Annotated in this window: 25 protein-coding genes and 2 pseudogenes; 8 read left to right on the top strand and 19 right to left on the bottom strand. The window is 70.8% G+C overall.

Translation table 11 applies throughout. The annotated features are described in order from the left end of the window. Positions 1-181: 181 nt before the first annotated feature. On the top strand, positions 182-475 hold the full coding sequence (locus tag O3438_RS18840) for a hypothetical protein (protein ID WP_231924438.1): 294 nt from the start codon (positions 182-184) through the stop codon (positions 473-475). A 5-nt stretch (positions 476-480) separates the two neighbouring features. On the opposite strand, the gene O3438_RS18845 is transcribed toward O3438_RS18840, so the two are convergent. Both O3438_RS18845 and O3438_RS18850 read right to left on the bottom strand, forming a co-directional pair. Then, positions 481-1,554 (bottom strand): adenosine deaminase, encoded by a 1,074-nt coding sequence (locus tag O3438_RS18845; RefSeq protein ID WP_269681189.1) that lies wholly within the window; start codon positions 1,552-1,554, stop codon positions 481-483. Between the two features lie 45 nt (positions 1,555-1,599). Continuing rightward, entirely contained in the window at positions 1,600-2,016 is a 417-nt protein-coding gene (locus O3438_RS18850) for a PPOX class F420-dependent oxidoreductase (RefSeq protein WP_269681190.1), read from the bottom strand. Between the two features lie 58 nt (positions 2,017-2,074). On the opposite strand from O3438_RS18850, the gene O3438_RS18855 reads away from it, so the two are divergent. Next, the gene (locus tag O3438_RS18855) at positions 2,075-2,563 is read left to right on the top strand and encodes a MarR family winged helix-turn-helix transcriptional regulator (protein WP_145786249.1); all 489 of its coding nucleotides are present in this window, start codon (positions 2,075-2,077) and stop codon (positions 2,561-2,563) included. 1 nt (position 2,564) lies between these two features. Then, positions 2,565-3,548, top strand: a complete 984-nt coding sequence (locus O3438_RS18860) for a putative RNA methyltransferase (RefSeq protein ID WP_269681191.1) — start codon at positions 2,565-2,567, stop codon at positions 3,546-3,548. 2 nt (positions 3,549-3,550) lie between these two features. Here O3438_RS18860 and O3438_RS18865 read toward each other — a convergent pair whose 3' ends face one another. The 9 genes from O3438_RS18865 to O3438_RS18905 form a co-directional block, all read right to left on the bottom strand. After that, entirely contained in the window at positions 3,551-4,231 is a 681-nt protein-coding gene (locus O3438_RS18865) for a DUF4272 domain-containing protein (protein ID WP_269681192.1), read from the bottom strand. Between the two features lie 111 nt (positions 4,232-4,342). Beyond that, a complete protein-coding gene (locus O3438_RS18870) occupies positions 4,343-5,623 on the bottom strand; it encodes a thymidine phosphorylase (protein WP_269681193.1) in 1,281 nt (426 codons plus the stop codon). Between the two features lie 146 nt (positions 5,624-5,769). Further along, positions 5,770-6,474 (bottom strand): cytidine deaminase, encoded by a 705-nt coding sequence (locus O3438_RS18875; RefSeq protein ID WP_269681194.1) that lies wholly within the window; start codon positions 6,472-6,474, stop codon positions 5,770-5,772. A 213-nt stretch (positions 6,475-6,687) separates the two neighbouring features. After that, positions 6,688-7,968, bottom strand: a complete 1,281-nt coding sequence (locus O3438_RS18880; protein WP_269681195.1) for an ABC transporter permease — start codon at positions 7,966-7,968, stop codon at positions 6,688-6,690. A gap of 3 nt (positions 7,969-7,971) precedes the next feature. Next, a complete protein-coding gene (locus O3438_RS18885) occupies positions 7,972-9,348 on the bottom strand; it encodes an ABC transporter permease (protein ID WP_269681196.1) in 1,377 nt (458 codons plus the stop codon). Beyond that, positions 9,345-10,952, bottom strand: a complete 1,608-nt coding sequence (locus tag O3438_RS18890) for an ABC transporter ATP-binding protein (RefSeq protein ID WP_269683683.1) — start codon at positions 10,950-10,952, stop codon at positions 9,345-9,347. Before O3438_RS18890 ends, O3438_RS18885 begins: the two co-directional genes overlap by 4 nt. 188 nt (positions 10,953-11,140) lie before the next feature. After that, positions 11,141-12,208: a BMP family lipoprotein gene (locus O3438_RS18895; protein WP_269683684.1), complete on the bottom strand. Its 1,068-nt coding sequence runs from the start codon at positions 12,206-12,208 to the stop codon at positions 11,141-11,143. A 277-nt stretch (positions 12,209-12,485) separates the two neighbouring features. Further along, positions 12,486-12,827, bottom strand: a complete 342-nt coding sequence (locus O3438_RS18900) for a hypothetical protein (protein ID WP_145786243.1) — start codon at positions 12,825-12,827, stop codon at positions 12,486-12,488. Between the two features lie 87 nt (positions 12,828-12,914). Then, positions 12,915-13,922 (bottom strand): hypothetical protein, encoded by a 1,008-nt coding sequence (locus O3438_RS18905; RefSeq protein WP_269681197.1) that lies wholly within the window; start codon positions 13,920-13,922, stop codon positions 12,915-12,917. Between the two features lie 96 nt (positions 13,923-14,018). On the opposite strand from O3438_RS18905, the gene O3438_RS18910 reads away from it, so the two are divergent. From O3438_RS18910 to O3438_RS18920, 3 genes and pseudogenes are all read left to right on the top strand, one after another. Further along, on the top strand, positions 14,019-14,624 hold the full coding sequence (locus O3438_RS18910) for a TetR/AcrR family transcriptional regulator (RefSeq protein WP_269681198.1): 606 nt from the start codon (positions 14,019-14,021) through the stop codon (positions 14,622-14,624). 82 nt (positions 14,625-14,706) lie between these two features. Next, positions 14,707-15,711 (top strand): annotated as a pseudogene (locus O3438_RS18915) (LacI family DNA-binding transcriptional regulator); the annotation flags it as partial. Positions 15,712-16,038: 327 nt separating this feature from the next. After that, positions 16,039-16,410 (top strand): VOC family protein, encoded by a 372-nt coding sequence (locus O3438_RS18920; protein ID WP_269681200.1) that lies wholly within the window; start codon positions 16,039-16,041, stop codon positions 16,408-16,410. 12 nt (positions 16,411-16,422) lie between these two features. On the opposite strand, the gene O3438_RS18925 is transcribed toward O3438_RS18920, so the two are convergent. The 6 genes and pseudogenes from O3438_RS18925 to O3438_RS18950 form a co-directional block, all read right to left on the bottom strand. Then, positions 16,423-16,860 carry a hypothetical protein gene (locus O3438_RS18925; protein ID WP_269681201.1) on the bottom strand — a complete coding sequence of 146 codons (438 nt, stop codon included), beginning with the start codon at positions 16,858-16,860 and terminating at the stop codon, positions 16,423-16,425. 81 nt (positions 16,861-16,941) lie between these two features. Further along, complete coding sequence (locus O3438_RS18930) at positions 16,942-17,328, bottom strand: GntR family transcriptional regulator (RefSeq protein WP_088986419.1); 387 nt, start codon at positions 17,326-17,328, stop codon at positions 16,942-16,944. After that, positions 17,328-18,254 carry a YihY/virulence factor BrkB family protein gene (locus O3438_RS18935; protein WP_269681202.1) on the bottom strand — a complete coding sequence of 309 codons (927 nt, stop codon included), beginning with the start codon at positions 18,252-18,254 and terminating at the stop codon, positions 17,328-17,330. Before O3438_RS18935 ends, O3438_RS18930 begins: the two co-directional genes overlap by 1 nt. An 81-nt stretch (positions 18,255-18,335) precedes the next feature. Beyond that, on the bottom strand, positions 18,336-18,905 hold the full coding sequence (locus O3438_RS18940) for a 2'-5' RNA ligase family protein (protein WP_269681203.1): 570 nt from the start codon (positions 18,903-18,905) through the stop codon (positions 18,336-18,338). 24 nt (positions 18,906-18,929) lie between these two features. Continuing rightward, positions 18,930-19,955 carry a tryptophan--tRNA ligase gene (trpS, locus tag O3438_RS18945; RefSeq protein ID WP_088986421.1) on the bottom strand — a complete coding sequence of 342 codons (1,026 nt, stop codon included), beginning with the start codon at positions 19,953-19,955 and terminating at the stop codon, positions 18,930-18,932. A 171-nt stretch (positions 19,956-20,126) separates the two neighbouring features. Next, positions 20,127-21,146, bottom strand: a pseudogene (locus O3438_RS18950) (hemolysin family protein); the annotation flags it as partial. A 196-nt stretch (positions 21,147-21,342) separates the two neighbouring features. Between O3438_RS18950 and galE the strand changes: the two are divergent. After that, positions 21,343-22,326 (top strand): UDP-glucose 4-epimerase GalE, encoded by a 984-nt coding sequence (galE, locus tag O3438_RS18955; RefSeq protein ID WP_269681204.1) that lies wholly within the window; start codon positions 21,343-21,345, stop codon positions 22,324-22,326. Continuing rightward, positions 22,323-23,492 carry a galactokinase gene (gene galK, locus O3438_RS18960; protein ID WP_269681205.1) on the top strand — a complete coding sequence of 390 codons (1,170 nt, stop codon included), beginning with the start codon at positions 22,323-22,325 and terminating at the stop codon, positions 23,490-23,492. Before galE ends, galK begins: the two co-directional genes overlap by 4 nt. Before the next feature lie 268 nt (positions 23,493-23,760). Here the strand turns inward: galK and O3438_RS18965 are convergent, their stop codons facing one another. Both O3438_RS18965 and cysD read right to left on the bottom strand, forming a co-directional pair. After that, entirely contained in the window at positions 23,761-25,083 is a 1,323-nt protein-coding gene (locus tag O3438_RS18965) for a sulfate adenylyltransferase subunit 1 (RefSeq protein WP_442929621.1), read from the bottom strand. Continuing rightward, on the bottom strand, positions 25,083-25,994 hold the full coding sequence (gene cysD / locus O3438_RS18970; RefSeq protein ID WP_269681206.1) for a sulfate adenylyltransferase subunit CysD: 912 nt from the start codon (positions 25,992-25,994) through the stop codon (positions 25,083-25,085). Before cysD ends, O3438_RS18965 begins: the two co-directional genes overlap by 1 nt. Positions 25,995-26,017 lie beyond the last annotated feature (23 nt).

The following is a 26,017-nucleotide window of genomic DNA, read 5'->3' on the forward strand; positions in this document are numbered from 1 at the left end:
GTTGCCGCGACGAAACGGCCAGGTGGATTGGGAATCCCCTCAGTCCTGGGACGCCTCGACAGCGGTGGAAATCATTGCCCAACTCGCCCGTGAAGGCCGAGCCGATGTGCCGGTTTATGCGATCGGTGCGGACCGGCGGGTAGCCACCCGGCCATTCCATGTCGACGGATCGCCACTTTTCGTGGCCGAAGGGATCTTCGCCGCCGAGATCGTCGAGGAGTGCCGTCGTCGTGGGCTGCTGGCCGGGGCGTACGCGTTGCGTCGTCCGCGCGGGGCGACCTTCCTCCGCCGACTGGCCCGTGACCTGTCCGAGCAGCGCAAGGCTCCCCGGGTGCTGGTCCGGCGGGGCGTGGCGCTGCTCCGGGCCGAGCCCGCCGTCCTGCGCCGGCAGACCGGGTTGGGCGCGGAGGCGGCCCGCGCCCGCGAGGTGCTGCGCCGGGTGGCCGGCCTGCTCGCCGGCCACCCCCACGGCTGAGGCGGTCAGGCCAGCAGCTTGGCGTACGCCGGCTTGATCACCTCATCGATGATCCGGAGCCGCTCGTCGAACGGGATGAAGGCGCTCTTCATCGCGTTGATGGTGAACCACTGCAACTCCTTCCAGCCGTAGCCGAAGGTGTCCACCAGCAGCGACATCTCCCGCGACATGGAGGTGCCGCTCATCAGCCGGTTGTCGGTGTTGACCGTCACGCGGAAGCGCAGGTCCCGCAGCAGGCCGATCGGGTGGTCCGCGATGGAGGACACCGCTCCGGTCTGCACGTTCGAGGAGGGGCACAGCTCCAGGGGGATCCGCTTGTCCCGGACGTACGCGGCCAGCCGACCGAGCGCGCCGTCGGGGGCGATGTCGTCGACGATCCGTACCCCGTGGCCGAGCCGGTCCGCTCCGCACCACTGGATCGCCTGCCAGATGGACGGCAGCCCGAACGCCTCGCCGGCGTGGATGGTGAAGTGGAAGTTCTCCCGCTGGAGGTACTCGAAGGCGTCCAGGTGCCGGGTGGGCGGGAAGCCCGCCTCGGCGCCGGCGATGTCGAAGCCGACCACCCCGGCGTCCCGGTGCCGCACGGCCAGCTCGGCGATCTCCTGGGATCGCGCGGCGTGCCGCATGGCCGTGAGCAGGGTGCCCACCCGGATACTCAGGCCCGCCTCGACGGCCTGGGCGGTGCCCTCGGCGAACCCGGCCAGCACCGCCTCGACCACCTCGTCCAGGCTGAGGTCCTGCTCCAGGTGCTGCTCCGGGGCGAAGCGCACCTCGGCGTAGACCACCCCGTCGGCCGCCAGGTCGAGGGCACACTCGCGGGCGACCCGCCGCAGCGCCGGTGCGGTCTGCATGACCGCGACGGTGTGCGCGAACGTCTCGAGGTAGCGCTCCAGGGAACCGGAGTCGGCCGCCTCCGCGAACCAGCGTCCCAGTGCCTCGGGCTCGGTTCCGGGCAGCTCGTGGCCCACCTCGGCGGCCAGGTCGACGATTGTCGCCGGCCGCAGCCCGCCGTCGAGGTGGTCGTGCAGCAGTGCCTTCGGAACCTTGACGATGTCCTCGTACCGGATTGTTGCGACCATGCTCAGACCCTAGTCAGCCAGCTCCTACCCATCCGAGCAGGCCGCTCATCCGGGCCAGCCGTAGACGCGTTCGACGGTGAGTCGGATGACCACTCGACCGTCGGCGACCATGGCGGCCCGGTACTCCGCCCAGTCGGGGTGCTCGCCACGAATGCGCCGGTAGACCTCGACCAGTTCCCGAACGGTGTCGTCGTCCTCGGTGGCGGCGGGTGGGGTGAGGGTGGCGGTGCCGTCGGCGACCGCGTACGCGCCACCGTCGCTGGTCGTCACGTGGAAGCTCGCCCGGGGGTCTCGGCGCAGGTTGCGGGCCTTGGCGCGGTCACCGACGGTCGAGCATCGGATGAGCCCCGGCTCGGCCAGGTAGTCGAGGTTCGACAGTTGGGGTCGGCCGTCACGGCGGACTGTGACCAGCACTCCGCGTCCGCGTTCGCCGAAGAGCTGCCAGAGGTCATTCGTTGACATGTCATCGACCGTAGGGGGCGATTCGATGACATGTCAACGATCCCGGTACGCTGGCGGCATGGACGCGCCACGGTGGTTGGACGAGCGGGAGGACCGCGCCTGGCGGGGCTACCGCCGGATGCGTCGCCTGCTCGACCTGGAGCTGGCCCGGGACCTGACACAGGACAGCGGTCTCTCCGAGCCCGACTACGACGTGCTCTCCGACCTCTCGGAATCACCGGAGGGACGTCTGCGGCTCCGCGATCTGGCGGACCGGATGCTCTGGTCCCGCAGCCGGCTCTCCCACCACCTCACCCGAATGCAGCAACGCGGCCTGGTGACCAGACAGGAGTGCCCGGACGACGCCCGCGGCTCGATAGTCGCGCTCACCCCGGCCGGCCGGGAGGCCATCGAGGCCGCGGCACCCGGCCACCTGGCCGCCGTGCGCCGCAACCTCATCGACCTGCTCACCCCCGCCGAGATCGAGGCGCTCGGCGCGCTCACCCACCGGGTGGTGGACCACCTGGCAGGTCAGCAGCCCCGCCCACGGCACGAGCCGGCGGCCTGACGTGGATCCCCGGATCCTGCGCCGGATGTGCTGCCCGGTCTGCGGCGAACCGCTGAGCGAGACGACCGCCGGCACCGCCCGAGCCTTGCGCTGCCCGCGCCGGCACAGCTTCGACATCGCCCGCCAGGGTTACGTCAACCTGCTCGCCGGTCGCGCCCCGCACGTCGGGGACACCGCCGAGATGATCGCGGCCCGGGAGGACTTCCAGGCCGCCGGTCACTACGACGTCATCTCCGCCGCGCTCGCCACCGCCGCCACGGAGGCCGTCGGCCGTCTCGACGCGTCGCGCCCCCCGGGCTGCGCTCCCACCGAGGCACCGGTCTCCGACCAGGGGCGTCGCCTCGAGGTAAGCAGAGCAAAGGACGCACCAGCGGGGGTACGCTCCGAGCCCTCGACCACCGACGTCGGCGCGTACCCCCTGGTGGTGGATGCCGGCGCCGGCACCGGCCGGTACCTCGGCGCGGTGCTGGCGGCGCTGCCGGACGCCGTGGGTCTGGCCCTGGACGTGTCCAAGCCGGCGCTGCGGCGCGCCGCTCGCGCGCACCCCCGGGCCGCCGCCGCGCTCGCCGACACCTGGCAGCGGCTGCCGCTGGCCGACGCCTCGACGGCGGTGCTGCTGAACGTCTTCGCTCCGCGCAACGGCCCGGAGTTCCACCGGGTGCTCGATCCGGCCGGCACCCTGCTCGTGGTCACACCGGACGCCGACCACCTCGCCGAGCTGGTGGACGCGCTCGACCTGCTCCGGGTGGACCCGGAGAAGGCGGACCGGGTGACCAGCAGCCTGGGCGGGCACTTCACGCCGGTCAGCTCCACAGTGCACCGGGCGGAGCTGGCCCTGACCCGGACCGAGGCCGCCAGCCTGGTCGGGATGGGCCCGAGCGCGTGGCACACCGATCAGGTCTCCCGCACCGGGCGACTGGCCGCACTGCCCGAGCCCGTCCGGGTGACGGTAGCGGTGCGGGTGGCCGCGTACCGGCCCCGCTGACCTCAGGTGGAGAGGTCGACCTCTTCCCAGCCCGGGGGCTCGTCGTGGTACGGCCCGCGCAGGATCACCGCCCACTCCAGTGCCCAGCGGCGCTGCCCGATCGCGTTCGCGTCGACCAGGCCTGGTGCCCTGCGGCCGTCACGCTCGGTCTCCAGGTAGGCCCAGTCCAGGCAGTAGTGCAGGTCGAGCAGAGCCGCCGCGTCGGCCGGGTGCTGCGGCGCGGTGAGGATCCGGGAGCGCCAGTGCGGGAAGGTCTCCCCACCGGCGATGTGCGGCAGCCGCTCGACCAACCGTTCGTCGACGGCCAGCGTCGGGTCGAGCTGCTTGCTCAACCCGAGCACCCACGCCAGCGCGAAGAGCGCGTCGTGGTGCAGCACGAACGAACGGTGGTCGCCCTTGCCGCCCATCACGAACTGCCACTCCGGCGGAGTCACCATCTCGACCAGGTGTGAGCCGAGCAGCCAGCTCATCGCCGCCTGCGGGGGCATCCCGAAGCACCGGGCCAGGATCAGGTGCAGGACGGCGATCCGCGCCTCGATCTCCCCAGTCGGCCGCAGGTCGATCTCGTCACCCGGCTCCCACACCAGCGGAAACTGGGCCGGCGGCAGAGGCAGACCGAGCCGGGACAGCTCTTCCAGGCTCGCCTCGCGCACCTCACGCGGGTCGGGGGCAGCAACGGTCACGGCGGGTCTTCCTGTCTGCTCGCGCCGGCGCAGGGCCGGTGGTCCCCCCTTGGCCTGCGACAATAGCGCTCCCAGGTGATCGACACCATGCCCACCCCGGCCCCTGTTCGGTCAGCCGATGCGCTCGATGACCAGCGGCGTCGACGCCGGAGCGGTCGACGAGACACGCACCGCCGTGGCGGCCTCCGCCAACGCCGCCGGGATCCGCGTCGCGTCCTCGGCACGCAACTCGTAGAGGGCGTCACCGGCCCGCACCGGGTCACCCGGCCGCTTGTGCAACACCACACCGGCCGGCACGCTGACCGGGTCCTCCTTGCGGGCCCGACCCGCACCGAGCCGCCACGCCGCAACCCCCATGGCGTACGCGTCGACGGCGGCGACGTACCCGTCCCGCTCGGCGCGGACCACCTCGACCTCGGCGGCCTCGGGCATCGGCGCGTCCGGGTCGCCGCCCTGCGCCCGGATCATCGCCCGCCAGGAGTCCATCGCCCGACCGTCGCGCAACGCCGCCGCCGGGTCGGCGTCCGGCAGGCCTGCGGCGTCGAGCATCTCCCGGGCCAGGGCGAGTGTCAGCTCCACCACGTCGGCCGGCCCACCACCGGCTAGCACCTCGACCGACTCGGTCACCTCGACGGCGTTGCCGATCGCGAGGCCGAGCGGGGTGGACATGTCGGTGAGCAGGGCAACCGTCCGGACGCCGTGCGCGCCGCCCAGCTCGACCATGGTGCGCGCCAGCTCACGGGCCTGGTCGACGGACTTCATGAAGGCGCCCGAACCGACCTTGACGTCGAGGACCAGCGCGCCGGTGCCCTCGGCGATCTTCTTGCTCATGATCGAGCTGGCGATCAGCGGGATCGCCTCCACGGTGCCGGTCACGTCGCGCAGCGCGTACAGCTTGCGATCCGCCGGGGCGAGCCCGGCACCCGCCGCGCAGATCACCGCGCCGACCTTGTCCAGCTGTTCGATGAACTCGTCGTTGCTGACCGTGGCCCGCCAGCCCGGGATGGACTCCAACTTGTCCAACGTGCCGCCGGTGTGCCCGAGACCCCGGCCGCTCAACTGGGGCACGGCCGCGCCGCAGGCCGCCACCAACGGGGTGAGCGGCAGGGTGATCTTGTCGCCGACGCCGCCGGTGGAGTGCTTGTCGACTGTCGGCCGGCGAACCGCCGACAGGTCCAGCCGCTCACCGCTGGCGATCATCGCGGCAGTCCACCGGGCGATCTCCGGGCCGGTCATGCCGTTGAGCAGGATCGCCATCGCCAGCGCGGACATCTGCTCGTCCGCGACCGCCCCCCGGGTGTACGCGTCGACCACCCAGTCGATCTGCGCGTCCGACAACACCCCGCCGTCGCGCTTGGCCCGAATAACATCAACAGCAGCAAAACCACTCATCAAAAGATCTTCCCTCGTCTGTTGCAGATCCCGACCGACGGCCGCTGACCACGTCGGGGCGGGGGCCGACCGTGCCCGGCGAAGGGATCAAGCCTGACCGCCCGGAGCCGGGTACGGTCGGCCCCCGCCCCCAACCGCAGCCAGAATCAACCCCAGCGCACCGGGATCTCAGCAGGCGGTTCCCCCTCGCCGGCCCAGAAGATGGTGCCGGTCGCGTCGACCACCACGACCCGGGGAGTGCGTGCCATCCCCCAGGTGATCGCCTCGGCCGGATCATCCCAGCTCGGCGCCTCTTCCAGCACACCGGTCTCGGCGCCCGCGTCGTCCCCGGCCGAGCGTTCCCAGTACGCCGTCCACACCTGCTGGCCGGCGGACATGTCCGCGTGCACGAAGACGGTGCCGCGCCCGCGCCACGCGGCAAGCCGCTCAGGGACCACCGGCACCGGAGTCTCCCCGGTGACGGCTTCCAGGTCCTCGACGCCGAAGGCGTGCGGCAGCAGCTCGGCCATCCGCAGCGGGTCGCCCTTGGTCTCGATCAGGCATTCCGGGCCACCGTGTTCCCAGAGCAGCTGCCGGCAGCGACCGCACGGCATCAACGGCTCACCGGTGGCGTCGACGCAGGACAGCGCGACGAGTCGACCGCCGCCGGTGGCGTGCAGGCTGGAGACCACTCCGCACTCGGCGCAGAGCGTCACCCCGTAGGCGGCGTTCTCCACGTTGCAACCCACCACCACACGGCCGTCGTCGACCAGCGCGGCGGCGCCCACCGGGAACGTCGAGTACGGCGCGTACGCGTGCCGCATCGCGTCGGTCGCGGCGGCGCGCAACCGCGCCCAGTCAATGTCGCTCATGCCGCCATTCTGCCCAGGTAGCCCAGGTCAGGAGCGAGCAGGGCTCCCGCCCCGACACCCGCCTCCACTCCCGCCTTCGTGATCAGGTGATGAGAAGTAGGTGAGGGACGGCCCTGAAACCTAGTTCTCATCACCTGACCATGGAACGTGTGGGAAGGGCTGGACGGCGTACCGAGCGTGCCCGGCGGAAGCCCGCCGGGCACGGCTCGGGCGTCAGCCCTTGATGTACGGCTTGCCGTCGGCGGCCGGTGCGCGGACCCGGCCGACCAGCCCGGCGACGGCCAGGATGGTCGCCAGGTAGGGCAGCATGGCCAGGAACTGGCTGGGGATCGAGCTGCTGATCGCACCCAGGTAGGTGGCGAGTTGGTCGGCGAAGCCGAAGAAGAGCGCGGCGAGCAGCGCCCCGGTCGGGTTCCACCGGCCGAAGATCAACGCGGCGAGCGCGATGAAGCCCTTACCGCCGATCATGTTCTTGGTGAAGGAGTAGAGCGCCAGCGTGTAGGACGCGCCGCCGATACCGGCGACCACTCCGGCCAGCAGCACGTTGCGGTAGCGCACCCGCAGCACCTTGACGCCGAGCGTGTCGGCGGCGATCGGGTGCTCGCCGACCGAGCGGGTCCGCAGACCCCACCGGGTGCGGAAGAGCCCGATGTGGATCACCAGCACGAGCAGCAGCCCGAGGTAGAGGAAGATGTTGCCGCGGAACAGCGCCGGCCCGAGCACCGGAATGTCCTTCAGCAGCGGGATCTCCCAGTTGCTGAAGCGGGGCGCGCTGTTGTATTTCGCCGCGTCGGTCTGCATCAGCCGCTCGTAGAGGAAGCCGGTGACGCCGACCGCCAGCAGGTTCAGCACGATGCCCATGACGACCTGGTCGACCAGGTAGCGGATGGCGAAGACAGCCAGCAGCAGCGAGATGAACGCGCCGCCGATGGCAGCGGCGACCAGGCCCACCCAGACGCTGCCGGAGATGCTGCCGAACAACGCACCGCTGAAGGCGCCCATCAGCAGTTGACCCTCGATGGCCACGTTGACCACGCCGGAGCGTTCGCAGAGCACCCCGGCGAGCGCGCCGAAGATCAACGGAAGGGCCAGGATGAACGTGCCCCGGATGATGTTGACCAGCGGCATGAAGTTCTGCCCGGTCGGCGCTGCGGACACCTGCCAGCAGAGGAACGAGAGCACGAAGGCGACGAGCCCGACGCCGAGCACCGGGAGGAACCACCGCTTCGGCACACCGGCGAGCAGCGCCGCACCGGCGGCGATCGTGATGATCCCGAACAGGATCGCCCCGATCGTGCCGTTGATCTCCAGTGCGGCACCGGCCGCGTCGTCGCTGAGCGTGAACCGGGCCTGCTGGTCGGTGGCGAGCGCACCGAAGAGCACCGCCGCCAGCAGACCGAGACCCAGCAGCGTGATGCCGACCTTGCGGCTACGGGTCCAGAAGCCCTCGTCGACCGGAGCGACGGCGATGTCGGGGACAGCCATGGTGGACATGAGTTACCAGCCCTTCGCCAGGCTCGTCTGCAACCGGGCGGCGCGTGCGGCCCGGAGCTGGAAGATCGCCTTCACCAGGGCCGGCGCGGCGATGAAGATGACGATCAGCGCCTGGAGCACCGTCACCAGCTCCAGTGAGATCCCGGAGTACGACTGCATCCGGTTGCCACCGGCCTGCAACGCCCCGAACAGCAGCGCGGCCAGCAGAACCCCCCAGGGCTTCACCCGTCCGAGTAGCGCCACCAGGATGCCGTCGAAGCCGATCTGCGCGACCACCAGCGGGGTCAACGCGCTGGCGGTGGAGCCGAGCACCATGTTCGAGCCGCCGAGACCGGCCAGGATGCCGGCGAAGACCATGATCAGAATGTACGTCCGCGTGACGCTGATGCCGGCGGTGCGTGCGGCGTCGGGGTTGGCGCCGACCGCCCGCAGCTCGAAGCCGAGCGTCGAGCGGTTCAGCAGCCAGGCGACCGCCCAGGTGGCCAGCACGGCGAGCAGGATGCCGGCGTGCACCCGCAGGTTGTCGCCGAGCAGTCGGGGCAGCTGGGCGGAGGTGTCGACCGCCTTGCTGATCGCGTCGGTACGGGTCGGGTCCTGCACGCCGTTCTGCACGATCAGCCAGGTGAGGAAGTACGTGGCGACGTAGTTGAGCATGATCGTGTTGATCACCTCGTGCGCGCCGGCGCGGGCCTTGAGGATGCCGGGGATGAACCCCCAGATCGCTCCGCCCAACGCGCCGGCCAGCACCGCCACCAGCAGGTGCAGGCCGGGGGGCAGCGGCAGGAGGAAACCGGCCAGCGCCGCCATGATCACGCCGATCGTGGCCTGACCCTGTGCGCCGATGTTGAACAGGCCGCCCCGGAAGGCCAGCGCCACCGACAGACCGGTGAAGACCAACGGCGCGGTGTAGGTGAGCGTCTCCGAGATCGGCGCGAGCACCGGCTGCCACCCGTTGGTGCCGTTCAACCAGCCGGTGAAAGCCTCGGGGTCGAAGACCGAACCCTTGAACAGGTTCGCGTACGCCTCGCTGACCAACGTCCAGCTGGAGGTGATCGCGTCCGACGGGCGCGAGGTGATGTACGAGTACGTGGACAGCACCGCCGGATCAGAAATGATCATCAGCACCGCACCGACCACGATCGCCAGCACCAGCGACAGCAACGTCACAGTGAAGGTGTTGGCCGCCCAGAGGTTGTCCATGAACAACCGGCCCAGGCTGGGCTTCGGCTCCGGGTCCTGCTCCGGCTTCGCGGCGGAGCGGTCCGGTTGCGTCGCCACCTCGGCCCGTTCGGTGTTGCCGAGCGCGTTCTGCGCGGCCTGCGCCTCGCTCGCCGGCTCCTTGTCCGGGGAGCCCGACTGCGGGTTGGAAGGGTTGGTCATGCCTTGTCCTCGCTCGCGGAGCCTGCGTCGCTCGCCGGGTGCCCGTCTGCCGCGTCGGGCTCGCTGTCGGCGGGTGCCGCGACGGCCTCGTGTGCGGTGTCCGGGCTGATGCCGGCCATCAACAGGCCGATCTCCTCGCGCGGAGTGTCCGGACCCACGATGCCGATGATCCGACCGCGGTACATCACAGCGATCCGGTCGGCCAGACCGATGACCTCGTCGAGTTCGCTGGAGACCACCATGACGGCGGTGCCGATGTCCCGCTCGTGGATGATCTGGCTGTGGATGAACTCGATCGACCCGACGTCGACGCCACGGGTCGGCTGGGCGGCGATGAAGAGCTTCAGTGGCCGGGACAGTTCCCGGGCCACGATCACCTTCTGCTGGTTGCCGCCGGAGAGGGTGCCCACCGCCGCGTCGGCCGATGAGGTACGGACGTCGAACTGCTCGATCCGCTCCTTCGCGGAGGCGGCGATGGCGTCCGGCTTGAGCGCGAGCCCGGCACCGAACGGCGGACGGTCGTAGATGTCCAGCACCAGATTCTCCGCGACGCTGAACTCCTTGACCAGGCCGTCCACGCTGCGGTCCTCGGGCACGTAACCGACGCCCGCCCGGAGCACCTTCTTGGGCTTCCAGCCGTCGATCCGGTCGCCGGCCAGGCTGACCGTGCCGGCGAGCACCGGCCGCAGACCCATGATCGCCTCGATCAGCTCGGTCTGGCCGTTGCCCTGTACGCCGGCGACGCCGAGCACCTCACCCGCGCGCACGGTCAGGTCCACCCCGTCGACCGCGCGGATCTGCCGGTCGTCGTCGACGACCAGGCCGGCGACCTCCAACACCGACTCGCCCGGGGTGGCCGGGGCCTTGTCGACGGTGAGCCGGACGTTGCGCCCGACCATCAGCGCGGCCAACTCGTCGCGGCTGGCCTCCGGTGAGGCGGTGCCGACGGTCTTGCCGCGTCGGATCACCGTGATCCGGTCGGCGATGGCCTTGACCTCGCCGAGCTTGTGGGTGATGAAGACGATCGACTTGCCGGCCGCCTTGAGCGACCGCATGACCGTCAGCAGTTCCTCGGTCTCCTGGGGGGTCAGCACCGCGGTCGGCTCGTCCAGGATGAGCAGGTCGACGTCGCGGGTGAGCGCCTTGACGATCTCGACCCGCTGCTGGATGCCGACCGGCAGGTCCTCGATCACCGCATCCGGGTCGACCCGCAGGTTGTAGCGCTCGGACACCTCGGCGACCTCGCGCCGGGCGCGCCGCCGGTCCAGGAAACCGGCGATGCCGCCCCGGGTCTGCTCGGCGCCGAGCATGATGTTCTCGGCGACGGTGAAGACCGGCACCAGCATGAAGTGCTGGTGCACCATGCCGATCCCGGCGCCGATCGCGTCGGACGGGCCCTTCAGCTTCAGCGGCTTGCCGTCGACCAGGATCTCGCCCTCGTCGGGCTGGTAGAGCCCGTAGAGCACGTTCATCAGGGTCGACTTGCCCGCGCCGTTCTCGCCGAGGAGGGCGTGAATCTCTCCAGGCTCCACCGTCAGGTCGATGTGGTCGTTGGCGACCAGATCACCGAACCGCTTGGTGATGCCGCGCAGTTCGAGTCTCAGCGCAACCTCCTGGAGTGCGAGCGATGGTGCAGCGTAGCTGCCGTCAACCCGGCCGGAACGGCCCGGCCGACGTGGTGCGCGATCGGCCGCTCCGACCCCACGGTCACCCGCAGGGCCGAAGCGGCCGATCGGTCGTACCTGTCCCCCGCCGACCCACCGATGATCTCACCGGAGGGGCCGGCCGGTTGTCACTTGGTCGGCTGGGCCTTCGAGGTGACGGTGATGGTGCCGGCGGCGATGTCCGCCTTGATCTTGTCGACCTCGGCCTTCAGCTCGGCCGGAACCTTGCTGTCGAAGTCGTGGTACGGGGCGATCGAGACACCGTTGTTGGCCAGGGTGCCGACGAAGCCCGGCTTGGCCGGCAGCTTGTCGCCGGCGGCGGCCTTGAGCACGGCCTCCTTGACGGCCTCCGGGATGTTCTTGACCACGGTGGTGATGATCGCGGAGCAGTCCGGGGTGCTCTCGCAGCCGTCGACGTCCACCCAGATGGTGCTGTACTTGCCACCCGAGGCCTTGGCCGCGGCCGTGGTGCCGAGGCCGGAGCCGCCGGCGACCGGCATGATGATGTCCGCGCCCTGGGCGACCAGCGCGTCGGAGACCTTCTTGCCCTCGTCCTGCTTGGCGAAGTCGTTGGTGAAGGAGCCCTTCTGGGTCTCCTTGTTCCAGCCCAGCGCCTGGACGTTCTTGCCCTTGGTCTTGTTGTAGTGCGTCACACCGTCGACGAAGCCGTCCATGAAGATGGTCACCGGCGGGATCGGCAGACCACCGTAGGTGCCCACCTTGCCGGACTTGCTCATCCCGGCGGCCAGGTAACCGGCCTGGAACGCGGCCTGGGCGGTGTCGAACTGCATCGGGTAGACGTTGGCGTCACCCGGGTTCGCGTCGACGATGCCGAACTCCTGGTTCGGGTTCGCCTTGGCGATCTTCGAGGTGGCGTTGGCCATCAGGCCGCCGACCGCCAGGATGAAGTCGCACTTCTGGTTGACGTACTGCGTCAGGTTCGGCTCGTAGTCGGCCTCGGCCTTCGACGCGACGAACTTGATGTCGATGTTGTCGTTGGCGGCCTTGGCCTCCTGCAGGCCCTTCCAGGCCGAGGTGTTGAACGACTTGTCGTCGATGCCGCCGACGTCGGTCACCATGCAGGCGCTGAACTTCTTGGCGCCACTGCCGGCGTTGTTGTCATCCTCGGGGGCCTCGCCACAAGCGGCGGCGGTGAGCGCGAGCCCACCCACCGCGATAATCGAGGCGATCCGCATCCCACGCACCGAGCGCAAGACGTCTCCTTCCCATTGCTCACCGCGCCTTGTGCGGTGGCAGCCCATCAGCCGGCCTGCGGGTGTGCCGCCGGCTGTCCCACGTTACGGACGGGAGCGTACGCCCGCGCCCACCCACCGGCCGACAATCGTGCACGACTGTTGAGCGCCTGTTACCCGGGTGTAACCCTTGCGTGGGGCACGTCACTCTTCGTGCTGGTAAGCGAGCGCCAAGGCGTCCGCAACGTCCGTTTTTCGGGGGCGACCCCCTCCCCGGACGTTACCGCCAAAAGACCGCGACCGCCGCGTTGACCAGGGTCAGGCCCACGATTGCCAGGAAGTGGCCGCGGTTCACCGCGTCCCGCTTCCGGGAGAAGAAGACCATGACGAAGATCAGCAAAGCGATGACCAGCTTCGTCACAAGTTTGGCCGGTGCCGGTTCGTCTCCGTCGCGGAGCGGGGCGGAGAGTCCGAGCCCGGTCAGCAGCTGGATCGCCGCCCCCCAGAGCATGGCCTGGTTGATCCGGATCGGACCGCTGACGTACTGGGCGATCGAGCCGCCGAGCAGCAGAGCGAAGCCGATCAGATGGACATAGAGAAGGATTAGTCGAAGTGCTTCCACGTCGCTCATCCTCTCCTATCAACGACGGTTTGTAGTAGGGGGTCGGGTGGCGTGGCGTGTCCCGGCCCACCGAGCAGGCCACCCGGGCTACGCGACCACCTCGGAGCGTTCGGCCGCCGCCGGGTTGTTGACCGCCGGCGTCGCCCCGGCCCGCCGGCCGAACAGCACCAGGAGCAGGCCGACCACCGCGTACCCGGCGAGGATCGCCACTGCCCGCCCGGCGCCGGCACCTTCGAAGAAGGCCGCCGACCGCAGTGCGGTGCCACCCGCGCCGACCGGAAGCCACTGCCCCACCTCACCCCAGGGCTGCGGCAGCAGTTCGGGAGCGGCGGAGACGGCCGAGAGCGGGTTGCCGACCAGGAACACCAGCAGCGCGCCGAGCCCGATCCCCGGCCGGCCGAGCACCGCACCCGGCCCGGCGACGGTGGCCGCGGCGGCGAGCGCGAAGAGCCCGATCACGGACCCCTCGGCGAGTCGGCTCCCGCCGATCACGCCGAGCCAGTCGTGCAGCACGACGACGCCGGCCACCCCGGCCAGCACGGCGTAGGCCGCCAGCCCGGCCAGTCGGGCGGCCCGCCGACGTACGAGCACTGTCAGCAGCGCGCCGGCCAGCAGGCTGGTCATCGCGAACGGCAGGAAACCGGCGGCGAAGCCGGCACCCCGGGGGTCGTCCGGATCGGCGGGGACCACCGGTACCACCGGCACCGGCCGGCCGGCGGAGAGCTGCCCGGCCGCCTCCGCGAGCAGGGCGGCGACCGTCGGGCTGGCGGCCGGCGCGGTGTGCAGGGCGATGCCGTCCGGGCCGACGACGAAGGCGGCGTACACCTCGCGGTCGCGCAGCGCCCGGTCGGCCGCCTCGGCGTCCGCCAGGTTGGTGACGGCGAACGCGCCCGGACGGGCCGCGGTGAGCCGGCCGGCCAGGTCGCCGGCGACAGGAGCCGGCCCGGCGACGGCGATCGGCAGGTCGCGAGGGGTGAGGTTGGCCGCCGGAGCCGCGAAGAGGGGTACGAGCAGCGCCTGCATCGCCACCGCCAGGGCGGCGATCAGGAGGGCGAGCTGCAACGGCGGGCGACCGCGGGTGGGTGACGCGGGCATGACGGCCTCCTAAAACGAACGCTCGTTCTCGGATTTGAGAGTGCACCGCCCGCCGCGGATGTGTCAAGAACGAATGTTCGCTTTACACTGTGCGACGTGCCACGGGTCTCCGAAGAACACCGCACCGCCCGCCGTCAGCAGATCGTCGAGGCTGCCCGCCGCTGCTTCCTGCGGGAGGGCTTCCACCGCACCTCCATGCAGGACGTGATCGCCGAGGCCCAGCTGTCGGTGGGTGCTGTCTACCGCTACTTCCCGAGCAAGACCGACCTGATCAACGCGATCGCCGAGCAGGCGATCGGCGGCGCCGGTCAGGTGCTCACCGAGCTGACCCGGCAGGACCCGCCGCTGCCGCTGCTGGCCGTGCTCGACCGGGTGCTGGCGTACATCGAGACCCAGCTCGGCGAGGACGGGGCGCTGCGCATCGCGATCCAGGTCTGGGGCGAGTCGCAGCGCGACCCGGCACTCGCCGCCTTCGTCTCCGAGACGTACACCGGCTTCCGGGAGCACTTCACGGCCCTGGTCCGGCGGGCCCAACGGTCCGGCGAACTCCCGGCCGACGCCGACCCCGAGGCCGCCGGGGCGGCGTTGTTCGGCCTCGTTCCGGGCTGGTTCATCCAGCGCCTGCTGACCGGCGTCCCGGACCGCGCGACCTACCTGACCGGCGTGGGGGCCCTGCTCGGCGCGACTCCGCGACCGTCCTGAACGCGATGGCGACGGAGATCAGCGGGCGGTAGGCGTTCGTCGCCGGGATGGCATCGGGAGAGCTTGCAGATACAGTGCCGCCATGCGCGCTCGACTGTCCGACATCGCCCAGCAGGCCGACGTCAGCGAGGCGACGGTGTCGCGGGTGCTCAACGACCGCCCGGGCGTGGCCTCGGAGACCCGTAAGGCCGTCCTCACCGCGCTCGACGTGCTCGGCTACGAGCGCCCGGCCCGGCTGCGCAAGCGCAGCGCCGGCCTGGTCGGCCTTGTGGTGCCAGAGCTGGACAACCCGATCTTCCCCGCTTTCGCCCAGGTCATCGAGTCGACCCTGGCGCAGAGCGGCTTCACACCGGTGCTCTGCACCCAGACCGCCGGCGGCGTCACCGAGGACGAGTACGTCGAGATGCTGCTGGACCGGCAGGTCTCCGGGATCGCCTTCGTCTCCGGTCTGCACGCCGACGCCGCCGCCAACCACGACCGCTACCGGGCGCTTCTCGCCCGGCCGATGCCGGTCGTGATGATCAACGGGTACGTGCCCGGCATCGGCGCACCCTTCGTCTCCTGCGACGACCGCGAGGCGGCCGAACTGGCCGTCGCCCACCTCGTGGCGCTCGGGCACCGGCGGATCGGCCTGGTCACCGGCCCCGACCGCTTCGTCCCCGTGCAACGCAAGGTGGCCGGCTGGCGCGCCGCGATGACCCGCCTGACCGGCGTCCCCGGAGCTGACCTGGGCCCACTGGCCGAGCTGTCACTGTTCGGTGTGGAGGGTGGCGAGGCGGCGGCCGGCCGACTGCTGGACCGGGGCGTCACCGGCATCGTCTGTGGCTCCGACCTGATGGCGCTCGGCGCGATCCGGGCGGCCCGCCAACGCGGCCTTGGCGTGCCCGATGATCTTTCCGTGGTCGGCTACGACGACTCACCACTGATGGCCTTCACCGATCCGCCGCTGACCACCATGCGGCAGCCCGTCACCGCGATGGCGGTGGCCGCCGTCCGAGCCCTGGTGGACGAGATCAACGGACACGGCGCTCCGCACTCGGAGTACCTGTTCCGCCCGGAGCTGGTGGTGCGCGGCTCCACAGCTGTCGTCCCGAACTCCGCGCGACTCTCCTACGCGGGGTCCGCCTAGCCTGCCGACCCGCGCCTTCGGCGTCCCATCCGGCCAGCCGCTCGTCGCCGACACGCGGACACCTGGTTGGAACGGCGTTCAGCGGGTACCTCGTTCTCGACCTGGTCGTCCGTCGTGCCCCGCGCCGACGGGCGACTGGGCTACCGGCCCCTTGTGGTGGGGGGCGAGGTGGTACCGGCGCCACGCGGATTCGACTCCGCGCGGCGCCGGTGTCCGTCTACGCCGATGTGTGCGCCGTCGCCACCCGGGGTACGGCACGAGGCATCGACGCGACGGAGGTGCCCCGTGGTGGTACGGGTTGCGCAGTGCACGATCGACGTGGAGGACCTGGACCTGATGGTCGCGTTCTGGTCAACGGCGCTCGGCTACCAGGTCGAGCAGGGCGACGACGGCAGCGCCAAGTTGTGGCCGGCGGGCCAGGCGTCCGAGGCCGCTCCCACCATCTGGTTGCAGGGCTCCGGGACGGCCAAACGGGGCAAGAACCGTCTGCACCTCGACCTGGTCGCCGACACCGACCCGCAGGCCGAGGTACGACGGTTGATGGACCTCGGCGCGCGGCGGATCGACGTCGGGCAGACCGGTGCCGAGGGGTTCACTGTGCTCGCCGACCCAGAGGGCAACGAGTTCTGCGTGCTGGACGCCGCTCCGAGCCGCTGAACGCCCTCGGGGTCACTTCGCGGTGAGCAACGCGGCGATCCGGGTGAATCCGGCGCGCACCTCGGCCTCGTTCGGCGGTTCGGCGGGCTCGCCGTGCCCCGCCTCGTCAGCGGCGGCGTCCAACTCCTCGTCGATCACGTCCTCGAAGTCACCGTAGAGGTCAGCCCCCTCCACCTGACGGGCCTCGTCCTCAGCGGCGACCTGCGCGGCGGCGATTTCACTGCGGATCTCGTCGGCCGACAGCGCCGGCAGCAACGGCTCCACCACCGCCATCAACTGCTCCTCGGCCACCACCGCCTCGGCCAACGCCAACGCGTGCGGCCGCTCGTACGGCCCGCAGACCACCGGCTCCCACTCGTCGAGGTCACCGAGTGGACCGAAGGTGATGATCCACGGCAGGCCGAGGAGCGGTGAGTCCCCCGGCAGGTCCAGTGTCATGAGTGCGCCCACCGGCTCATCATGGTCCGCGAACACGATTCACGACGCCTTTCGGCGCAGTTACCGCCCGTCCGGCGGCCTATCCGTGATCGGTCAGCCAGGGCGGGCGGCGTCCAGGGCCGCACGGACCAGAGCGAGCGCGGTGGCCGGCGCCACGCCGAGCCGAGCCGCCTCGGCCGCGTACCCGGCCGCAGCCCGCTGCAACCTGTCGACGGCGTCGTCCCGGCCGGGCGCGACGAAGGTGCCGTTGCGCCCACGGGTCTCCAGCAGCCCCGCGGCCTCCAACTCCCGGTACGCCCGGGCCACCGTGTTCGCGGCCAGTCGCAGGTCGGCGGCGAGTTGCCGGACGGTGGGCAGTCGACTGCCCACCGGCAACCGGCCGTCACCGATCAGCTCGGCGAGCTGCCCGCGTACCTGCTCGTACGGGGGCACCGACGAGTCCGGGTCGACCGAGATCAGCACCTCTGCACCCTCCGTCATCAGCCCGCACCGCCCGGAGTACCCGGATCGGTGTCCTCGTCCACGTCTCTCGGCGGGGCGGCGGCCTCCGCCAGGTCCACCACCCGCCCATTCGATGAGGTCGCGAGGAGTGCCGCGCCGAACAGCACCAACTGGTTGAGCAGGTAGAGGTAGAGCAACAGACCGACGGCGCCGGCCACCACGGTGTACGCCGGATTGCGTTCGGTACGCACCACGTAGTACCGCCCGACCGTGTTCAGCAGCGTGATGCCGACCGCCACCAGCAACACCACCGGGCGCAACCGGGACCTGCTCATCCGCAGCCGGGGCACCGCGACGAGCAACGCGGTGGCGAGCACCGCGTTGACCAGCACGCTGAGTACCGCGCTGATCGTGGTCAGGCCGACCGACCCCGTGCTGCGCAGCAGAAATCGCAGCAGCGACTCCAACGCGTCCACCGCCGCGACCGATACGCCGAGCAGCACGAAGACGCCGATCATCACGCCCAGGTCGACCAGCCGTCGGATCACCAGGTTGCCCGGCTGCTGGTTGAGCTGGTACATCAACCGCTGCGAGGACCGGATCGCCTCCACCCAGCCGATGCCGGTGAAGACCAGGATGACCAGACCGACCACGCCGACGGTGTTGCTGGAGTTGGCGATCTGCTGGGCGTCCAGGAACGGCAGGTTGTCCTTGAGGAAGTCGGCGGCCGCCGCGCTGACCTCGTCGTTGTCCTCCAGGATCGCGCCGAAGACGGAGTACGCGACCAGGGCGAGAGCGAACACCGCGAAAAAGCCGTAGTAGGCGATCGCCGCGGCCAGCCTCCCGGCCAGCACCTCGGCGTACAGCGCGCCGGCCCGCCACACGTGGTCGAAGAGCCCCGACCGGTGGCGCGCGGCGCTCACCCAGCGGTCGATGCCCGCCTCGATCCGGCCGATCACGTTCACGCGATCATCCTCGCCGATCTCCCACTGCTGTGGTGGCAACCGGCTCCTGGTGCTCGCCGGCCGGCGCGTCGCCGACGGGGGTCAGTCGCCGAGGCGGAAATCCCGACGCGGCTGCCACCGGGCCTGCCCGCTGTGCGAGAACAACGTGAACGCGTCGACCTCGAACATCGCGGAGAAGTCGGCCAGATCCTCGTACACCTTGTCCAGAGCCTCCGGCGCCACGTCCTGTGCCACGGTGACGTGCGGATGGTACGGGAAGCGCGCCTGGCGGTGCAGGCCCGGCGCCGCGGCGATGGCGGCGGCCAGCAACTCGCACTCGCTGATACCGGCGGCCACCGCGACGAACACCACCTGGGTCACCGGGCGGAACGTCCCGGTGCCCCGCAGGTGCAGTGTGAACGGCAGGTGCGCGGCGGCGACGGTGGCCAGGTGCTGCTCGACGGCGGGCAGGTTGGCCGTCTGGATCTCGGTGGGCCCCAGCAGCGTCACGTGCGCGGGAACGGCGAGCGGGTCGCCGGCCTCGACCCGCCGACGGGTCAGCCGGCCACCCCACGGCTCGGGAATGTCCACCGCGATGCCGATCTGGGTGGTGTCACCGGTCGGCGAAACCCCGCCACTGCGATCCACGCTTCGCGCCGCCCCTCCGGCCACCAACCCGCCCACCTGTCCGTGGAGCTACTCGCCGCGGACGGGCGCGAAGAATCCGACCCGCTCGTACGCCGACCGCAGGGTCGTCGCGGCCACCGCGCGAGCCTTCTCCGCACCGCCGGCGAGCAGCTTGTCCAACTGCGCCGGGTCGTCGAGGTAGGTGCGGGTGCGCTCCTGGATCGGCCGGACGAAGTCCGTGACGACCTCGGCCAGCTCCTTCTTCAGGTCGCCGTAGCCGCGGCCGGCGAACGCGGCCACCAGCTCGTCGATGCCGCGCCCGCTGAGCGCTGAGTGGATGGTGAGCAGGTTGGACACACCGGGCTTGGTCTCGGTGTCGAAGACGATCTCCCGACCGGTGTCGGTGACCGCCGACCGGATCTTCTTCGCGGAGCGGGCCGGGTCGTCCAGGAGGTCGATGATGCCGGCGGGTGAGGACGACGACTTGGACATCTTCGCCGTCGGGTCCTGAAGATCGGTGATCTTCGCAGTGTCCTTGACGATGTGCGGCGCGGGCACCGTGAACGTCGGGCCGAACGTCGCGTTGAACCGCTGGGCCAGGTCACGGGAGAGTTCCAGGTGCTGGCGCTGGTCCTCGCCGACCGGCACCGCGTTGGCCTGGTAGAGCAGGATATCGGCGGCCTGCAGGATCGGGTAGGTGAACAGCCCGACACTCGACCGCTCGTTGCCGTGCTTCTGCGACTTGTCCTTGAACTGGGTCATCCGACTGGCCTCGCCGAAGCCGGTGATGCAGCCGAGCACCCAGGCCAGCTGCGGGTGCTCGGGCACCTGCGACTGCACGAACAGGGTGCTGCGTTCCGGGTCGAGCCCGACCGCGAAGAGCTGGGCGGCGGCCACCCGGCTGCGTTGACGCAGCAGCGCCGGGTCGTGCCCCGCGGTGATGGCGTGCAGGTCCACGACGCAGTAGAAGGCGTCGTGGGTCTCCTGGAGAGCCACCCAGTGCCGGACCGCGCCCAGATAGTTGCCGAGGTGGAACGAGTCGGCCGTCGGCTGGATGCCGGAGAAGACGCGGGGGCGGGCGGGAACGTCGGACATGGCGACAATTCTGTCAGCAAGCGACCGGGTCCGTCATGACGGGCCGGCGGGTCGGCTGCGCCCCGCCGGTGTCGGGCTGCTGACCTCGGGTGCTTCGCCCGCGTCGACCCACCGCGTCGGTCCGACCACAGACCGGCGCTGCTGCCCCGCCATCCTCTCCCGCACCTGTCCGGGCCCGATTCCCTGAACCGACTCGCGGCGCTGCTCGGCGTTGTCCTCGCGGCGCTGCTCCGACGGTCGGACGGCGGACACCGCGAGCCGGGCAACCCGGCGGCCGTCCAGTGCGAGCACCCGGAGCAGCCAGCCGCCCGGCGGTCCGGCCGGGTCGGGCTCGGCGACCTCGTCCGGTTCGGTGGGCACCGGCACCTCGTCGCCGACCACCGGCAACCGACCCAGCACGGCCATCACGAACCCCCCGACCGTCTCGTACGGGCCGGCGGGCAGCGCCACTCCGGTCCGTTCGGCGAAGTCGGCGAGGTTGAGGCGGCCGTCCACCACGGCGGGCAGGCCGGGGCGTACGGGGTCCGGAGCGGCGTCGTACTCGTCGTGGATCTCGCCGATCAACTCCTCGATGAGGTCCTCGAGCGTGACGATCCCGGCGGTGCCTCCGTACTCGTCGACCACCACGGCGAGGTGCTGGCCCTCCCGGCGCATCTCGGTCAGCGCGGGTAGCACCCGCTTGCTGCCGGGGAGCCGCTTCACCTCGCGGGTCAACTCACCGACGGTGACGCAGTTGTCGGCGTCCGGCCGCAGCAGCACGTCACGGAGGTGCACGAAGCCGACCACGTCGTCGTGGGTGCCGTCGGTGACCGGGTAACGGGTGTGCGTCTCGGCGCGGACCAGCCGGGCGGCCTCGGCGATGGTCAACCGTGCCGGGAGGAAGACCACCTCGGTGCGCGGCATCATCACCTCGCGGATCAGGCTGGCGCCGGCCACGAGGACCTCGTCGATGATTCGCCGTTCGTCCGGGTCGAGCACCGTGTTCGCCGCGACCAGGTCCCGCAGGTCGGCCTCGGAGATGCGCTCGCGGCCTGCCGCCGGGCCCGCCCCGAGCAGATCGGTGACGAGGCGGGTGGCACCATCGGCGGCGCGGACCAGCATGCGGGCGACGGCTCGGGCGAGCGGACCGGGATCGCGGCGGGGCTGCACCCGCACGCGTCGCCGAAGCCCGGTACGGGCCGCTTCCCGCATGACAGAGATGGTAGACACCGTTCGCTCATCGCACCGGGGATCGCACGGACAGGGCCACGAATGTTCGGCTCTGTTTAATCGTGAGAGATTATGGTGAGATGGGGATGATGGCGGTGTCGGCGACGATGTCGACCACCGCCTTAGGGTGATCACCGAAGGGCCACGTCCCGGGCGGGCCAGGCAGGGAGGCAACGACGTGAAACTGCTCGTCACCGGGGGCGCCGGCTTCATCGGCAGCGTGGTGACCCGGATGCTGCTCGACGCGGGCCACCAGGTGGTCGTCCTGGACGACCTCCGCACCGGGCACCGGGAGGCGCTCGCCCCGGACGCGACCCACGTCGAGGCGCCCATCCACGAGGCCGCCCGCATCGTCACCGCGGACGCCGGCTTCGACGGGGTGCTGCACTTCGCCGCCCTGATCGCCGCCGGCGAGTCGATGGTCAGGCCGGAGCTGTACTGGCAGAACAACACGGTCGGCACGCTCGCCCTGATCGACGCGGTCCGCGCCGCCAGGGTGCCGCGGATGGTCTTCTCCTCCACCGCCGCCGTCTACGGCAACCCCACCGAGCTGCCCATCCCCGAGACGGCGGTCAAGGCACCCACCAACACGTACGGCGCCACCAAACTCGCCGCCGACATGGCGCTCACCTCCGAGGCCGTCGCGCACGGGCTCGCCGCCGTCTCGCTGCGCTACTTCAACGTCGCCGGCGCGCACCTCGACGGTGAGGTCTCGCTGGGTGAACGCCACGACCCGGAGACGCACCTGATCCCGATCGCGCTGGAGGTCGCCGCCGGTCGGCGGGAGAAGCTCCAGCTCTTCGGCGACGACTACCCGACCGTCGACGGCACCTGCGTCCGCGACTACATCCACGTCGCCGACCTCGCCCGGGCGCACCTGCTGGCGTTGGACGCCGCGACCGCTGGCCAGCACCGCATCTACAACCTCGGCAACGGCAACGGCTTCAGCAACCGCCAGGTCGTCGACGTGGTCCGCGAAGTCACCGGGCGACCTGTGCCGGTCGAGGTGGCGCCACGCCGCGAGGGCGACCCCGCCGAGTTGGTCGCCTCCTCCGCGCTGGCCCACGACGAGCTGGGCTGGACGCCCCAGAAGCCGACCCTGCACGACATGGTCGGCGACGCCTGGGCCTTCTACGGCAAGCACGTCCTGGGGCAGTCATGACCAACCCGAACGGCGACGTCGTCGCACGGGCCGCCGAGGGTTTCACCAACCAGTACGGCGGCGAGGCGGCCGGCCGCTGGGCGGCTCCCGGCCGGGTGAACCTGATCGGTGAGCACACCGACTACAACGAGGGGTTCGTGCTGCCCTTCGCCCTGCCGCTGCGGACGGTGGTCGCCGCCGACCGGCAGGACGGCGAACAGTGGACGGTCTGGTCCGAGCTCTCCGACGAGACCATCACCTTCGGCGCGGACGACGTCGCCGAGCCAGGACGGGTGACCGGCTGGGGCGCGTACGTCGCCGGGGTGGTCTGGGCGCTCCGCGAGGCGGGTCACCAGGTGCCGGGCGCCCGGCTGGCGATCGCCTCCGACGTTCCACTGGGCTCCGGGCTCTCCTCGTCGGCCGCACTGGAGTCGGCAGTGCTGGCCGCGCTGCTCGACCTCGGTGGGCTGGAGCTGGCCCCGGAGCGGCAGCCCCGGCTGGCACAGCGGGCGGAGAACGTCTACGTCGGTGCGCCGACCGGCATCATGGACCAGTCGGCGGTGATCCGCTGCCGCGCCGGGCACGCCCTCTTCCTGGACTGCCGCGACGAGTCGGTCGAGCACATCCCGTTCGACCTGGACGCCGCCGGGCTGGCGGTTCTGGTCGTCGACAGCCGAGCGCCGCACCGGCACGCGGACGGCGAGTACGCTGCCCGCCGCCGCTCCTGCGAGGCCGGGGCGAGCGCCCTCGGCGTCGCCGCGCTGCGGGACGTCGGCGTCGACCAACTCGACGCCGCGCTGGCACAGCTCGACGACGACGAGACCAGGCGACGGGTCCGGCACGTGGTGACCGAGGACCAGCGTGTGCTGGACACTGTGGCGCTGCTCCGCGCCGCCCGGGTCCGTGACATCGGCCCGCTGCTCACGGCCTCGCACGTCTCGATGCGCGACGACTTCGAGATCACCGTGCCGGAGATCGACACCGCTGTCGAGGCGGCGTTGGCGGCTGGCGCGTTGGGTGCCCGGATGACCGGCGGCGGTTTCGGAGGCTGTGTCCTCGCCCTGGTCGAGGTGGACCGCGCCGACGAGGTCGCCGCCGCCGTCAGGGCCGCGTACGCCGAACGAGGCTTCACCACCCCCGGCACCGTGACTGTCCTACCCTCCCCCGGCGCCACCCGCCTCCCCTGACCCCGCCCCGACCCTGCCCCTGCCCCCTGCCCTGCCCTGCCCTGCCCTGCCGTGGTTGATCAAGAGGTTTGCGTCAATTCGAGCCCGAATCCTGACGCAAACCTCTTGATCACGGGGCCGGAACGGGGGCCGGGGCAGGGCGCGACGGCCGGGCCGGAGATCGTGCTCGTTCATGGAAGTAGTGGCCTCACGTGTTGGGGAGGCCACTACTTCCTGGATCGAGCGCGATCTTGCCGGGGCGGGAGCCTTAGCGTGGCGGGGGGGTTGGTTAGCCGGCTTCGACGATCATGGCGGCGCCCACCGTGCGGTTGGTGGTCTCGTCGATGATGACGAAACCTCCGGTGGTGCGGTTGCGCCGGTACTCGTCGGCCAGCAGCGGCACCGTCGTCCGCAGCCGCACCCGACCGATCTCGTTGAGCCGCAGCTCGTCGGCCGACTCGTCGCGGTGCAGCGAGTTGATGTCCAACCGGTAGTGCAGCCCACGCACGATCGCCCGCGCCGAGCGGGTGGTGTGCTTGATCGCGTACCGACCGCCGACCCGCAGCGGGGCCGTCTCGTCCATCCAGCAAACCATCGCCTCGATGTCCTGGGCGACCGCCGGCGCGTTGTTCGGCCGGCAGATCAGGTCACCCCGGGAGATGTCGATCTCGTCGGCCAGTCGTACCGTCACGGACATCGGCGGGAACGCCTCCGCGACCGGACCGTCGGCGGTCTCCACGGCGGCGATCCGGCTGGTGAAGCCGGACGGCAGCACCATCACCTCGTCACCCGGCTTGAGCACGCCGGAGGCGACCTGGCCGGCGTAGCCGCGGTAGTCGGTCACGGTTGTCGACTGCGGACGGATCACGTACTGCACCGGGAACCGGACGTCGACCAGGTTGCGGTCGCTGGCGATGTGCACCCGCTCCAGGTGGTGCAGCAGCGACGGGCCCTCGTACCACGGCATGTTCTCCGACCGGGCGACGATGTTGTCACCGCGCAGCGCGGAGATCGGCACCACGGTCAGGTCGGGTACGTCGAGTTTCGCGGCGAACGCTGTGAACTCGTCGGCGATCTGCTCGTAGACCTCCTGCGACCAGTCCACCAGGTCCATCTTGTTGACACAGAGGACCAGGTGCGGCACCCGCAGCAGGGAGCACAGGAACGCGTGCCGGCGGGACTGCTCGACCAGGCCCTTGCGCGCGTCCACCAGGATCAGCGCCAGGTCGGCGGTGGACGCCCCAGTGACCATGTTGCGGGTGTACTGGATGTGCCCGGGGGTGTCGGCGATGATGAACTTGCGCCGTGGGGTGGCGAAGTAGCGGTATGCCACGTCGATGGTGATGCCCTGCTCCCGCTCGGCACGCAGGCCGTCGGTGAGTAGCGCCAGGTTGGTGTATTCGTCACCGCGGGCGGCGCTGACCGCCTCCACCGCCGCCAACTGGTCGGTGAAGAGCGACTTGGTGTCGTAGAGCAGCCGCCCGATCAGTGTCGACTTGCCGTCGTCCACGCTGCCGGCGGTGGCGAACCGCAGCAGGTCCATCGCCCGGGCCTCCGGCCCGGCCCCGGTGACAGCCCGGTCCTCCGCATTCGCCATGGTCTCGGTGGTCATCAGAAGTAGCCCTCCCGCTTGCGGTCCTCCATGGCGGCCTCGCTGACCCGGTCGTCACCACGGGTGGCGCCGCGCTCGGTGATCCGGGTGGCCGCCACCTCCTCGATGACCTTCTCCACGGTGTCCGCGTCGGAACGGACGGCGGCGGTGCAGGAGGCGTCGCCGACGGTGCGGTAGCGCACCTGCTCCTTGAACCGCTCCTCGCCCGCCCGGGGACGGAAGAACTCGTTGACCGCGTACAGCATGCCGTCCCGCTCGATCACCTCACGCTCGTGCGCGTAGTAGATCGAGGGCAGCGGGATGCGTTCCCTGGCGATGTAGTGCCAGACGTCCAGCTCGGTCCAGTTGGACAGCGGGAAGACCCGGATCGACTCGCCGGGGTGGTGCCGGCCGTTGTACAGCGACCACAGCTCCGGCCGCTGGTTCTTCGGGTCCCACTGGCCGAACTCGTCACGGAAGCTGAAGACCCGCTCCTTCGCGCGGGCCTTCTCCTCGTCCCGCCGAGCCCCACCGAAGAGCGCGTCGAAGCGGTGCTTCTCCACGGCGTCCAACAGCACCGGCGTCTGGATCCGGTTGCGCATGCCGTCGCCGGACTCCCGGACCATCCCGCTAGCGAGGGCTTCCGGCACGCTCGCGATCACGAGCTGCAACCCCAGCTCGGCGACTCGCTGGTCGCGGTATTCCAGAACCTCGGGGAAGTTGTGCCCGGTGTCGACGTGCATGACGGGGAAGGGGATGTTGGCCGGGGCGAACGCCTTCTGCGCCAGCCGCAGCATGACGATCGAGTCCTTGCCGCCGGAGAAGAGCAGCACCGGGCGTTCCATCTCGGCGACCACCTCGCGCATCACGAAGATGCTCTCCGCCTCCAGGGCGTCCAGGTGGGAGACCCGGTACGCCGCCGGGGTGGTCATGACACCGACTCGATTCGCTCGCT

Source organism: Micromonospora sp. WMMC250, assembly GCF_027460215.1.
Classification (GTDB): domain Bacteria; phylum Actinomycetota; class Actinomycetes; order Mycobacteriales; family Micromonosporaceae; genus Micromonospora; species Micromonospora taraxaci.

Coding starts and splice junctions, on each gene's coding strand:
- O3438_RS18905 (WP_269681197.1), bottom strand. CDS start 13,922: ATGCCCGCGTCACCCACCCGCGGTCGCCCGCCGTTGCAGCTCGCCCTC.
- galK (WP_269681205.1), top strand. CDS start 22,323: ATGACCAACCCGAACGGCGACGTCGTCGCACGGGCCGCCGAGGGTTTC.
- O3438_RS18965 (WP_442929621.1), bottom strand. CDS start 25,083: ATGACCACCGAGACCATGGCGAATGCGGAGGACCGGGCTGTCACCGGG.
- O3438_RS18930 (WP_088986419.1), bottom strand. CDS start 17,328: ATGACGGAGGGTGCAGAGGTGCTGATCTCGGTCGACCCGGACTCGTCG.
- cysD (WP_269681206.1), bottom strand. CDS start 25,994: ATGACCACCCCGGCGGCGTACCGGGTCTCCCACCTGGACGCCCTGGAG.
- O3438_RS18845 (WP_269681189.1), bottom strand. CDS start 1,554: ATGGTCGCAACAATCCGGTACGAGGACATCGTCAAGGTTCCGAAGGCA.
- O3438_RS18895 (WP_269683684.1), bottom strand. CDS start 12,208: ATGCGGATCGCCTCGATTATCGCGGTGGGTGGGCTCGCGCTCACCGCC.
- O3438_RS18870 (WP_269681193.1), bottom strand. CDS start 5,623: ATGAGTGGTTTTGCTGCTGTTGATGTTATTCGGGCCAAGCGCGACGGC.
- O3438_RS18875 (WP_269681194.1), bottom strand. CDS start 6,474: ATGAGCGACATTGACTGGGCGCGGTTGCGCGCCGCCGCGACCGACGCG.
- O3438_RS18880 (WP_269681195.1), bottom strand. CDS start 7,968: ATGTCCACCATGGCTGTCCCCGACATCGCCGTCGCTCCGGTCGACGAG.
- O3438_RS18850 (WP_269681190.1), bottom strand. CDS start 2,016: ATGTCAACGAATGACCTCTGGCAGCTCTTCGGCGAACGCGGACGCGGA.
- O3438_RS18855 (WP_145786249.1), top strand. CDS start 2,075: ATGGACGCGCCACGGTGGTTGGACGAGCGGGAGGACCGCGCCTGGCGG.
- trpS (WP_088986421.1), bottom strand. CDS start 19,955: ATGTCCGACGTTCCCGCCCGCCCCCGCGTCTTCTCCGGCATCCAGCCG.
- O3438_RS18885 (WP_269681196.1), bottom strand. CDS start 9,348: ATGACCAACCCTTCCAACCCGCAGTCGGGCTCCCCGGACAAGGAGCCG.